Annotated in this window: 10 protein-coding genes; 6 read left to right on the top strand and 4 right to left on the bottom strand. The window is 59.8% G+C overall.

What is annotated here, in order from left to right:
- The first annotated feature begins 7 nt into the window (after nt 1-7).
- The 4 genes from KGB23_RS23715 to KGB23_RS23730 are packed head-to-tail and all read left to right on the top strand — an operon-like array spanning nt 8 to nt 4,351.
- A complete protein-coding gene (locus KGB23_RS23715; protein ID WP_223432821.1) occupies nt 8-1,438 on the top strand; it encodes a PIG-L deacetylase family protein in 1,431 nt (476 codons plus the stop codon).
- Nucleotides 1,435-2,391 carry a glycosyltransferase gene (locus KGB23_RS23720; protein WP_150656668.1) on the top strand — a complete coding sequence of 319 codons (957 nt, stop codon included), beginning with the start codon at nt 1,435-1,437 and terminating at the stop codon, nt 2,389-2,391. The genes KGB23_RS23715 and KGB23_RS23720 overlap by 4 nt, the downstream gene beginning before the upstream one ends.
- A gap of 39 nt (nt 2,392-2,430) precedes the next feature.
- Nucleotides 2,431-3,198: a glycosyltransferase family A protein gene (locus KGB23_RS23725; protein WP_223432822.1), complete on the top strand. Its 768-nt coding sequence runs from the start codon at nt 2,431-2,433 to the stop codon at nt 3,196-3,198.
- Nucleotides 3,199-3,202: 4 nt separating this feature from the next.
- Nucleotides 3,203-4,351, top strand: coding sequence for an O-antigen ligase family protein (locus tag KGB23_RS23730; protein WP_223432823.1), 1,149 nt, complete (start codon nt 3,203-3,205; stop codon nt 4,349-4,351).
- A gap of 42 nt (nt 4,352-4,393) precedes the next feature.
- Here KGB23_RS23730 and KGB23_RS23735 read toward each other — a convergent pair whose 3' ends face one another.
- On the bottom strand, nt 4,394-5,035 hold the full coding sequence (locus tag KGB23_RS23735; protein ID WP_223432824.1) for a toluene tolerance protein: 642 nt from the start codon (nt 5,033-5,035) through the stop codon (nt 4,394-4,396).
- Between the two features lie 115 nt (nt 5,036-5,150).
- On the opposite strand from KGB23_RS23735, the gene msbA reads away from it, so the two are divergent.
- Nucleotides 5,151-6,950 (top strand): lipid A export permease/ATP-binding protein MsbA, encoded by a 1,800-nt coding sequence (msbA, locus tag KGB23_RS23740; protein WP_223432825.1) that lies wholly within the window; start codon nt 5,151-5,153, stop codon nt 6,948-6,950.
- A 123-nt stretch (nt 6,951-7,073) separates the two neighbouring features.
- Nucleotides 7,074-8,498, top strand: coding sequence for a bifunctional D-glycero-beta-D-manno-heptose-7-phosphate kinase/D-glycero-beta-D-manno-heptose 1-phosphate adenylyltransferase HldE (hldE, locus tag KGB23_RS23745; RefSeq protein ID WP_046045688.1), 1,425 nt, complete (start codon nt 7,074-7,076; stop codon nt 8,496-8,498).
- A 108-nt stretch (nt 8,499-8,606) separates the two neighbouring features.
- On the opposite strand, the gene KGB23_RS23750 is transcribed toward hldE, so the two are convergent.
- From KGB23_RS23750 to KGB23_RS23760, 3 genes are read right to left on the bottom strand one after another with little or no spacing between them, the layout of a single operon-like run.
- Nucleotides 8,607-9,575, bottom strand: coding sequence for a hypothetical protein (locus KGB23_RS23750; protein ID WP_008146227.1), 969 nt, complete (start codon nt 9,573-9,575; stop codon nt 8,607-8,609).
- A gap of 32 nt (nt 9,576-9,607) precedes the next feature.
- Nucleotides 9,608-10,420, bottom strand: coding sequence for an aldo/keto reductase (locus KGB23_RS23755; protein WP_223432826.1), 813 nt, complete (start codon nt 10,418-10,420; stop codon nt 9,608-9,610).
- Entirely contained in the window at nt 10,417-11,592 is a 1,176-nt protein-coding gene (locus KGB23_RS23760; protein WP_223432827.1) for an NAD(P)/FAD-dependent oxidoreductase, read from the bottom strand. Before KGB23_RS23760 ends, KGB23_RS23755 begins: the two co-directional genes overlap by 4 nt.
- Between the last annotated feature and the right edge of the window lie 171 nt (nt 11,593-11,763).

An 11,763-nucleotide genomic window follows, 5' to 3' on the forward strand; every position in this document is an offset into this window, starting at 1 on the left:
TCAGCCCATGAACCGCAAACAGCAATTGCTCAAGCGCCATCGGCGCAACAAACGCATTGGTCTGCTTATCGCGCTGGTGCTATTGGTTGCCGTGGGTGTGTTGGTGACCTGGTGGCTGCCGTTGGTACTCGCGGTTCTGGGCTGGATTGCCCACGAGGCATGGTTCGCCGATCATTTGTTTTATTCGCCCAAAGACGATTATCAGTACAGCTTTCCACCGTACACCCAGCAGCCCAAGGTTCACCTTGACGGTGAGCGTTTGCGCCTGGACGACGGCGTCATGCTGGTCGACGATGCCACCCTGGTGTTGGCGCTGCGGATAAAAAGCACCTGGCTGGGACGCTTTTTCGATCCCGTGGTCGAGTTGTCGGGGGGCGATAACCCGGACCGACAAACCTTCGAGCGTGGTGTGAACGGCCTGCGTTACCTCAACCTCAGTGGTCAGGCGCAGGTTCTGTCGCAAGGTGAGTTACGCCTGCGCGGGCGTTTCTGCCGACTGCTGGGTGAGCCGGTGCTCAGGGCGTTCGAGCATCCGGATTACAGCCGTCAACGGGTGATGGTGATCGCGCCCCACGCCGACGATGCCGAGTTGGCCGCCTTCGGGTTGTACAGCAGCGCCAGTCAAAGCTGGATCGTGACCTTGACCGCCGGTGAAATCGAGGCCGGGCACTATCAGCAGATGGGGCTCAATGGCGTTGAAGCGTCCCGGTTGAAAGGCTCGCTTCGCGCCTGGGACAGTCTCAGCGTTCCGTTGTGGGGCGGCGTACCTCAGGAGCGCTGTGTTCAGTTGGGGTATTTCTGCCTGCAATTGCCCGCCATGCAAAGCGCGCCGGCCGAGGCCGTGGTGTCCCGTGAGGCGCAGCTTGGCGATACCCGATATTTTCGACGGTTCAATCCGTTTGCCCTGGGCAGTGATGTCGATGGCATACCGTCCTGGAACAATCTGCTGGCCGACCTGAGTGAGTTGATCGAGCGCATCCAGCCTCAGGTCATCGTTTTGCCACATCCGCGTTTCGACCCGCACCCAGACCATCTATGCTCACAGCAAGCGGTGATGCAGGCGCTGAACGGTACAGCCTGGCAGCCCGAAACCTTGTTGCATTACGCCAATCATCTACACGACAACGATCGCTGGCCAATGGGTGATGCCGGGACCGGTGTGACACTGCCGCCACAGATCAATAATCACGAACCGTTGCGGCCCTGGGCGCTTTGTCTGTCGGCCGAAAAACAGTGGCACAAGGCTATGTCGTTGGGCATGATGCACGACCTTCAGCCCCGACTTCCCCTCAAGCGTCTACTTCGCCGGGCGATCCAACGTTGTCTGGCGGCCCGACACTGGCCGGCTTTCGGCGAAAACGAGTTCTTCCGTAAAGCGGTGCGACGCCACGAATTATTCTGGGTCCAAGAGCTGTCTGGAAAGAGAGAGACCAATTGAAAGTTCTGTTTCTGGTGCAGAAAGAGCAGCGAGCGATCCTCGATCGACTGTATGACGGTATCGCCGAGCACTGCGACTGCGACAAGCGCGAGCTGACCAGCGCGGAGCAGGACGACTTGCGTGGATACTTTCGCAAGCATGTCGATGTGACCCGCTACGACCGGATTGTATTTTTCCTGCGCTTCAAAAAAGAAATCAGACAGGTGAGGTTCATCCAAACCCTGCCCAATCTGGTTATTCTGGAACACGATGCGTACCAGAATTACATCCCGTGCAAGTACACCGGCAAGTTCAGTGAGCATTACCGCAAGCTGCCTTGGGCACGGGTGATCAGCTCGGGTTTCATGGTCAGCCAGCGCTTGCGTGAGGAAGGGTTTGACGCGCATTTCGTGCCCAAGGGCTATGATCAGGCACTGTTGCAAAACTGCCAGCGTGAACGGGATATCGAGTTGGGTTTTGTCGGCAGTCTCAACAGCGTGGCGTATGCCGGGCGCAAGGCCATGCTCGAGTCCGTGGCCGAAGTGGAGAACCTGCTGATCACCCGCACCAAGTCGGGTGAGGAATACTGCGAGACGTTGAGCCGGATCCGTTACTTCGTGAGTGCCGACGTCGGCATGGGCGAATACATGATCAAGAATTTCGAGGCCATGGCCTGTGGTTGTGTGCTGTTTGCTTACGATCAAGGGGAAGCAGAGAATCGCGCGCTGGGGTTTGTCGATATGCACAACATCGTGCTCTATCGAACCCGCGACGAACTCAGGGAAAAACTGGCGGTGTTGCGCGAGTCCCCACAGCTGACCGAGACCATTTCATTGGCCGGACAGGCTTTGGTAGAGCAGCGTTACACGTTCCGGGCTGTAGGACATGCGATTGTCGAGGCCCTGCGTGCGCCGCTGCGCGAGCATGTCCCGCTGGGCTGGAAAGAAAAATTACGCTTGTCGCTGGGGCTGTGAAGCCGGGCGATTAAACAACCAATGGAGCGGTGCAAATAAATGCTGTTCAGCGAGACTAGCGACATTTCGGTAGTAATCACTAGTTGCGGTCGCTTCGATCTGTTGAAGCGTACCCTCGAGACATTTGACCGGTACAACACGGCTCCCGTCCGTAAAGTGTTCATTACAGAGGACTCCGGCGACAGCGCCGTAGAGGCCTGTATTCCGGAGCACTGGAGGGCGCATACCCAGTTCTTCATCAACAAGCCACGCCTGGGTCAGTTGCGATCTATCGATGCCGCTTACGCTCAGGTGCAGACATCGTGGATTTTCCACTGTGAAGACGACTGGGACTTCTACCGCGAAGGGTTCATCGAAGAGTCCCAATGCCTGCTGGAGGAAGATCCGCAGGCACTGCAGGTGTGGCTGCGCAGCTTCAATCATGACCTGATGGTTCACAGTCCTTACGTGTTCCTGAGCGAGCGCAAAGTCAGCCATGGCATTCCTTTCTACGTACTGGGCTCGCAAAAAGCCGAGTGGCAAGGTTTTTCCTTTAATCCAGGGTTGCGCCGTCGTGCGGATTACTTGATGCATGCACCGTATTCCGGATTCTCCGGGGAGAAAGAGCTGTCGCGTCTGTATGCTGGCGAAAACCGCTATGCGTTGATTCTGGAAAACGACGCGGTATTGCACACCGGTTTTGGTGAACATGTGGTGGTCCCGAAGGAGCGGGAGAACAAATTACGGCGTAAACGTCTCGATCGGCTGAAGCTGGTCGCAGCTCTTATCTTGGGTCTGGCAATAGGTTGGGTACTCCATGGAATTTAGCGGCATGAAGCAAGGAAAGAACACCATGGCGTATTTCGGAACGGTGCTCTGTCTGTTTCTTTTGAGCTTTGTGGTGGGCTGGTCGTCGAAGTGGACCAATAACCTGTTCTACGTCCTGATGGCATTGCCGGGCCTGGTCTTCCTGATCAAGGAGCGCGGTGCGGGCTTGCTCAAGGAGCCGCTGGCGTGGGGTTGGCTGGCGTTCATTCTGTGGTTTCTGGTGCCTGCGACGATTGCAGGGCAGATGCAGTTCTACAAACACGTCTTCTATGTACTGATGTTCGTCATGGTGGTCGGCGCCCTCACCGATCCGCAGTTCTTCCGCAGCGCGGCGTTTATTCGCGCTCAGTTCTGGATCTTGACGTTGTACATTTTCAGCAGCGCGCTCTACGGCTGGGCAACCGGTGAATACGCCGTCGGCGGCCGGGTGGCGCTGCTTCCTGCGCGTTTGGATAACGTCATCTACGCCAGCATTTGGCTGTTCTGTGCGTTGTCGCTGGCGCTGCCAATCTGGCTGAGAGAGCGAAAGTATATCGAGGGTGGCCTGGCCATCGTTTTGTCGGTGTTCGCGGTAGCCTTCGTCCTGCAGACGCGTACTGCGTTTGTGGGGGCTGCGTTCCTGTTTGGTATCTGGGTGCTTTACGGCATTTACCACAAGCCGCGGCTGGTAGGCGGTGCGGTGGCAATTTGCGCAATTGTTTTAGGCCTGCTGTTCCTGGTGGTGCACAACGAAGCCTGGTACCAGTCCCTCTGGCACCGAGGTGATTCGTACCGCCTCGAGATTTTCCATATCATGGTCGGCGAGTGGCGCAACTGCGGCTGGGCACTGGGCTGCGGTATCGGCTTCCACACCGCTCAGGTACTCGATGGCTGGATGCCGATTCAGCATCCGCACAACATTTTCGTAGCGCTGGGGCTGTACAGCGGCGGAGTCGCGCTGGCGTTGTTCGTAGCGCTGATGGTCGCAAGCCTTTGGCAGGCCTGGCGCCTGCGCGACGCGTGGGGTATGTACCTGGCGTGTGCGCTGGTGATGCTGAATTTCGATGGCAGTTTGCTGATTGGTAACCCTGACGAGTTGTGGCCGCTGGTGCTGCTGCCTGCCGCGATGATCCTGTCTCGTGCGCTGAAGACGCGACAACCCGCGCTGGCGTAATGCCTGGCCTTCGCCTCCTCCCCGGAGGCGAAGGCAGTCAGATCATTTTTGCAGGGCGACGCTCAGCTCCTCCGGGGAGCAGATGCTCTGAGTCTGGCCATAATGGTGCATGAAGACTTCGCCGTGACCGTCGAGCAGCCATTGCCGATCTTGCGGGTAACGCACCATATGCTTGAAGTTGCGCAGCCGCAGAGTCTTGCGCAACGGACGGCGATACACCCGCATGTCGGCGATGTCGATCAGGCCCAGCTGATGCTCGGGTGTGAGCACGATGTTGCCCAGGTGCGCCGAGCGAAAATAAATCCCCCGCTCATGCAAAGTGGCCATGAAGACCCCCAATTGACCGCGCAACGGATCGGCATCGCCCTGGATGTCCAGCAGCTGACGCAGGGTCTGGCCCGGCAGTGGATCGTAGTGCACGGCATCGCGCTCGATACTCGCAATACGGTAAACCTGACGAATCGACGGGCAGGGGATGTGCCGTTCACGCAACGCATCGCAGTTGTCGGCAAAGCGTTTGGCGTACGGGTACCACGCGGCCGACGTCAGCAGGCGTTTGCGGCGAAACAGTTTGAGTATTGAACCGTCCGTCAACCGCAGAACCTTGTCCCCCGAACCATCCGCTTCAAGGACTTGTGCTCCCTCGCGCAGGGCGAGATATCGGGTGTGATCAAGCGCTTGCATCAATACTCCGGGTTGGGCGCCGTGAGGCATGGATAGCCGGCCATGTTACCGCAGCTCAGCGACTAAAATGGCCTGTGTTACACTCGCGGGCTCTTTTCTCATACAACGGGTTCTCATGACCAGCCCTGATTCGCCTGCGCCGTCGAGCTTGAAGATTTACCTGCGCCTGCTGTCGTATGTGCGCCCGTACTGGGGCATGTTTGCCATCAGTATCGTCGGCTTCGTGATTTTTGCCTCGACGCAGCCCATGCTCGCAGGGATTCTCAAATATTTCGTCGATGGCCTGAGCAACCCCGAAGCGGTACTCTTCCCGACTGTTCCCTATCTGCAAGACTTGCAGTTGCTGATGGCCGTGCCGCTGCTGATCATCCTGATCGCCGCCTGGCAAGGTCTGGGGTCTTTCCTGGGTAACTACTACCTGGCCAAAGTCTCCCTTGGGCTGGTCCACGACTTGCGTGTCGAGCTGTTCAACAAGTTGCTGGTATTGCCCAACCGTTATTTCGACACCCATAACTCCGGGCACCTGATTTCGCGCATCACCTTCAACGTGACCATGGTCACCGGTGCGGCCACGGACGCCATCAAAGTGGTCATTCGTGAAGGCCTGACCGTGGTGTTCCTGTTTGCTTACCTGTTGTGGATGAACTGGAAACTGACCCTGGTGATGCTGGCGATCCTGCCCATCATCGCGATCATGGTGAGCAGCACCAGCAAAAAATTCCGCAAGCAGAGCAAGAAGATCCAGGTGGCGATGGGCGACGTGACTCACGTGGCCTCCGAAACCATCCAGGGCTATCGCGTGGTGCGCAGCTTCGGCGGCGAGAGCTATGAAGAGCGTCGTTTCGCCGAAGCCAGCCAAGGCAATACCGACAAGCAACTGCGCATGACCAAGACCGGTGCGGTCTACACGCCCATGCTGCAATTGGTGATCTACACCGCCATGGCCGTGCTGATGTTTTTGGTGCTGTTCCTGCGCGGCGATGCCACCGCCGGTGACCTGGTGGCCTACATCACCGCGGCAGGCCTGTTGCCCAAACCGATTCGTCAACTGTCGGAAGTCAGCTCGACAATCCAGAAAGGCGTTGCCGGTGCCGAGAGCATTTTCGAGCAACTGGATGTCGAGCCAGAGGTTGACCAGGGTACCGTCGAGCGCGATCGCGTCAGCGGCCACCTGGAAGTGCGCAACCTGAGCTTCACCTATCCAGGGACCGAGCGTGAAGTGCTGAAGAACATCAGCTTCACGGCGGCACCGGGGCAAATGATTGCCCTGGTCGGTCGCTCGGGTAGCGGCAAGTCGACCCTGGCCAGCCTGATTCCGCGCTTCTATCACCACGAAACCGGCGAAATCATGCTCGATGACGTGGAAATCGAAGACTATCGTCTGCGCAATCTGCGTCGCCACGTGGCGCAGGTGACGCAGCATGTGACCCTGTTCAACGACACCATCGCCAACAACATTGCCTATGGTGACCTGGCCGGCGCACCGCGTGCCGACATCGAAAAGGCCGCCACGGATGCTTACGCGATGGACTTCATCTCGGAGATGCCGCAGGGCCTGGACACCCAGGTCGGGGAAAACGGCGTGTTGCTGTCCGGTGGCCAGCGCCAGCGCCTGGCGATTGCCCGGGCCTTGTTGAAGAATGCTCCGTTGCTGATTCTCGACGAGGCAACGTCGGCGCTCGATACCGAGTCCGAGCGGCACATTCAGGCGGCACTGGATCAGGTCATGAAAGGCCGCACCACGCTGGTGATTGCTCACCGGTTATCGACCATTGAGAAAGCCGACCTGATCCTGGTCATGGACCATGGTGAAATCGTCGAACGCGGCACCCACGCTCAACTGTTGGCGCAAAACGGCTACTACTCGCGCCTGCATGCGATGGGCCTCGACGCCCCGGTTGGCGACATCGCCTGACCCCCGCTGGCCGCCACCGAGGGGTGGCGGCCGCAAAAAATCCTCTCATTAATGCCATGCGCAAGCCCACGCCAACCCTGTGTTAATATCGCGCCCCTGTTCATTTTGTATGTGGGTTGCTCCATGAAGTTGTCCATGCCGCGATTCGATCAAGCCCCTGTCTTGGTGGTCGGCGATGTCATGCTCGACCGTTACTGGCATGGTGGTACCTCACGGATTTCCCCTGAGGCGCCGGTACCGGTAGTCAAGGTCGAGCAAATCGAGGACCGCCCGGGCGGTGCCGCCAACGTTGCGTTGAACATTGCCGCCCTCGGCGCCCCAGCCTCGCTGGTCGGCGTGACCGGCGACGATGAAGCCGCCGACAGCCTGGCCAATAGCCTCAAGGGCGCTGGCGTACGGGCGTTGTTCCAGCGCATTGCGCACCAGCCGACCATCGTCAAGCTGCGGGTCATGAGCCGTCACCAGCAACTGCTGCGTATCGACTTTGAAGAGCCCTTCGCCACCGACGCGTTGGCGTTGGGCGAGCAAGTCGACGAGTTGCTCGAAGGCATCAAAGTGCTGGTGCTGTCCGACTACGGTAAAGGCGCGCTGAAAAACCATCAGGTGCTGATCCAGGCGGCACGTGCCCGTGGCATTCCGGTGCTGGCCGATCCCAAGGGCAAGGATTTCTCGATCTACCGTGGTGCGAGCCTGATCACCCCGAACCTCAGCGAATTCGAAACCATCGTCGGCGGTTGCGCCGATGAGCACGAGCTGGTGAGCAAGGGCGCGCAGCTGATGCACGACCTCGACCTCGGCGCATTGCTGGTGACCCGCGGCGAACACGGCATGACCCTGTTGCGTCCGGATCATCCGGCGCTGCACCTGCCGGCCCGTGCCCGTGAAGTGTTCGATGTGACCGGTGCCGGCGACACGGTCATCTCCACCCTGGCGGCCGCCATTGCCGCGGGCGAAGAACTGCCCCACGCGGTGGCCCTGGCCAACCTGGCGGCGGGCATCGTGGTCGGCAAACTCGGTACGGCAGCCATCAGCGCACCGGAACTGCGTCGCGCGATCCAGCGTGAAGAAGGTTCGGAGCGCGGTGTGCTGGGCATCGAGCAGCTGTTGCTGGCGGTCGATGATGCGCGTGCGCATAAAGAGAAGATCGTCTTCACCAACGGCTGCTTCGACATTCTGCACGCCGGCCACGTGACCTACCTCGAGCAGGCGCGAGCTCAGGGCGATCGCTTGATCGTCGCGGTCAACGACGATGCGTCGGTCAGCCGCCTGAAAGGCCCAGGTCGTCCGATCAACAGCGTCGACCGTCGCATGGCCGTACTGGCAGGTCTGGGCGCCGTGGATTGGGTGATCAGCTTCGCTGAAGGCACCCCGGAAAACCTGCTGCGCGAGGTCAAGCCGGATGTGCTGGTCAAGGGCGGGGACTACGGAATCGAGCAGGTCGTGGGCGCTGACATCGTGACTGCTTACGGCGGAACGGTGAAAGTACTGGGGCTGGTGGAAAACAGCTCGACTACCGCGATTGTCGAGAAGATCCGCAAGTCCGAGTGAAGCCTAAAAGATCGCAGCCTCGTTTCACTCGACAGCTCCTACAGGGAATCGCATTTCAATGTAGGAGCTGTCGAGTGAAACGAGGCTGCGATCTTTTGACCTTTTGCTTTAAGAGCTGACTTTTTTCCGCGGTACGATTCTCTTCAGCAATTGCTTCGCCTTCCCACGCAACCGCGCCAAACCCGAATCTTTCCCCGGCGGGCTCAAGCCCTGTTGCCGCACCCAATCCTTCCAGCGAATCCGCTCATCCCTCACCAGCCAGCCTTCCTGCTGGGCAAAACTCTCTGCCAGGTACAACCCGCGAGTACTCGCCGGGTACAGCTGATCCTTTTTCAAGGTGTAGAGCTCGGCCATCGGTTGGCCGTCCTGCAGCGGCATCAAATACAAATCGGGACGTTTTCGATCGAGGCGGGCCACCAGTTGATCGCCTTCCAGTCGTTCGTCGACATGGAACAGGCTCAGGGATTTGGCCTCCTTGGGTACGTCCAGGCGCAAGTCATAGATCAATTGGAGCGAGGCCGTCGGCAAATGCACGTAAGCCCGCGGGCGTTCGATCAACTGCATCTTGGCGCAACGCACCGGCCGCGCCGAACCGGACAGCGGCGTCAGGCGAAACGGCAGGGCTTCACGGTAATGCAGCGCGGACGAGTAGGGCGCCGGCAGCCAGGTGTCGTTGAAACGTCCGCCGAGCCAGCCTTCCGGAGTTTCCAGCAGACACTCTTCGGCAATTTCCTGAATCGCGGTGTGCAGCGGCAGGTTCAGCTCATGGGCGGGCACGTAACCGGAGATCAGCTTGAGCACCACGTCGCCGCGGTCTTGCCGACGCTGACGCACCAACACCCAGTAATCGCGATTCTGCCAATGCAGGGTCAGGCGCACCGAGACCCCGAGGTTGGCCAGTTCAAGCGAAAACCGCTGAGTGTCGGCGACCGTCACCGGGCGGCGACGTTGCAGCGTCTGGGAGAAATTGAGCGGCATCCCGACGCTTTGATAACTCAGGCCTTCGGGAGTCGCTTCGACGAATAACGGCAGGGTCTTGAAGTTGCTCGGGTTCTTTCTTATGAGCGTACGCGGCATGTCGGCTCCTGCTTAAGGCCGCGTGGGCGGCATCAGTTTCTACGTAGGACCTGGGCAACGGTCGCGACGTTATGGGCGAGGTGCAGCGGATTAATGGTCCCGACAATAGCACTGGCAACACCCGGATGTTCAAACAACAACTCGAAGCTGGCGCGAACAGGGTCCACGCCCGGGCTCAGGCAAACATGACCGCTGGCGAGGGCTTTTTTGACCAGAATGGCTTTGCCGTGAGCAGCAGCATAGTCAATGACCGGCTTCTCGTTCTGCTCGTTCAGATTGTAGGTGACCATCGCGCAATCACCTTGTTCCAGAGCCTTCAAACCACCTTCGACGGTTTTGCCGGAAAAACCGAAGCCGCGAATCTTGCCTTCGCTCTTCAGCTCGGCGAGGGTCGCATAGACCTCGCTGTCATTGAGGATCGCCAGGTCATTGCCATCGGAGTGCACCAGCACCAGGTCAATAAAATCCGTTTTCAGACGTTGGAGGCTGCGCTCGACCGAGAGCCGGGTATGAGCGGCGCTGAAGTCGTGATGGGACTGACCGTCGGCAAACTCTTCGCCGACCTTGCTGACGATCACCCAGTCCTGACGCTGACCCCGCAGCAACGGACCGAGGCGTTCTTCGCTGCGGCCATAGGCCGGGGCGGTGTCGATCAGGTTGATGCCCAGGTCGCGCGCGAGTTTCAGCAGCATGCGCGCTTCGTCGTCATCGGGAATCTGGAAACCATTGGGATATTTCACGCCTTGGTCGCGGCCGAGTTTGACGGTGCCCAGGCCCAGTGGCGAAACCAGCTGGCCGGTGCTGCCCAACGGGCGGTGCAGATCGTGCAAGGTCGGTTGGCTCATGGCAGCAGTTGCTCCCAGGCAGGGACGCCCATCGGCGGTTTTGGCAGCTCGGGCAGCGGCGCCGGATGGCTTGGCTGGATGCCGTCGCGCTGCAAGGACGCGATGACGCGATCAGCAAAGTCCGGAGCCAGCGCCAGTTTGGTTGGCCAGCCGACCAGCAGCCGGCCTTCTTCGGCAAGGAATGCATTGTCAGGACGGGTCAGTCCCGATTGCAGTGGCTCGGCGCGATCCACTCGAAGGGTGGCCCATTGCGCGGTGCTCAGGTCGATCCATGGCAGCAACTGGCCGAGTTCTTTCTGCGCCGTGGCAATTTGCTCGGCAGGTTCGCGGGCGACACCTTCGGCTTCAGCGATATCACCGCCCAGATACCAGACCCACTGACCATCGGCGGCCGGATGGGTAGTCACGGTAATGCGCGGCTTGGTGCCGCCGCCCAGGCAGTGGGCATACAGCGGTTTGAGACCCGGACCTTTGGCGATGATCATGTGCAACGGCCGGCGTTGCATGGCGGGTTGGCTCAGTCCCAGCGCTTCGAGCAGCGCTGCCATACCGGCACCGGCGCTCAAGACGATGCGCTGGGCGCGAATCTCGCGCTCGTCAACCTTCAGGCCGACCAGTATTCCACCCTCCAGCAACGGTTCGATGGTCTGACCGGCGAGCAGGCCATCACCCGCCAGATCGGCCAGGCGCTGGATCAGGCTCGGCACGTCGATCACCAGTTCCGCCAGACGATAGACCTTGCCCTTGAAGCGCTTGTCTTGCAGGGCGGGCGGCAGTTGCTCGCCCTTGACCTGATCGACACGGCCGCGCACCGCTTTGCTGGCGAAGAAACTGGTGAGATTGCCGGCGATTGTGCCGGGGGACCAGAGGTAATGGGCTTCGGACAGCAGGCGCACGCCGGTCAGGTCCAGTTCTCCGTCACCGGCCAGGGCTTCGCGCCAGCGCCGAGGCATGTCGGCGATGGCTTCCGAGGCACCGGTCAGGGCGCCATGCAATGCGTACTTGGCGCCGCCATGGATGATGCCTTGGGACTTCACGCTTTGCCCGCCACCGAGGCTGGCGCTTTCCACCAGCACGGTCGAAAAACCCTGGCGGCGCAGGCGCGCATTCAGCCAGAGGCCGGCGACACCGGCGCCGACAATCAGAACGTCGGTGGAAATAACGGATGGCATGCAGCGACCTCAGTGTTCAAGACGAGGGCGCAGTATACAGACTCGAAGATTGGAGGTTTTGCTGGCGATCAACACGGCGAATGCAAAATCCTGTGGGAGCGGGCTTGCTCGCGAAAGCGGTGTGCCAGTCGACACAAATGTTGACTGACACACCGCTTTCGCGAGCAAGCC

Origin of the sequence: Pseudomonas sp. GL-B-26, assembly GCF_019947405.1 — a bacterium.
In the GTDB taxonomy this organism is placed as follows: Bacteria; Pseudomonadota; Gammaproteobacteria; order Pseudomonadales; family Pseudomonadaceae; genus Aquipseudomonas.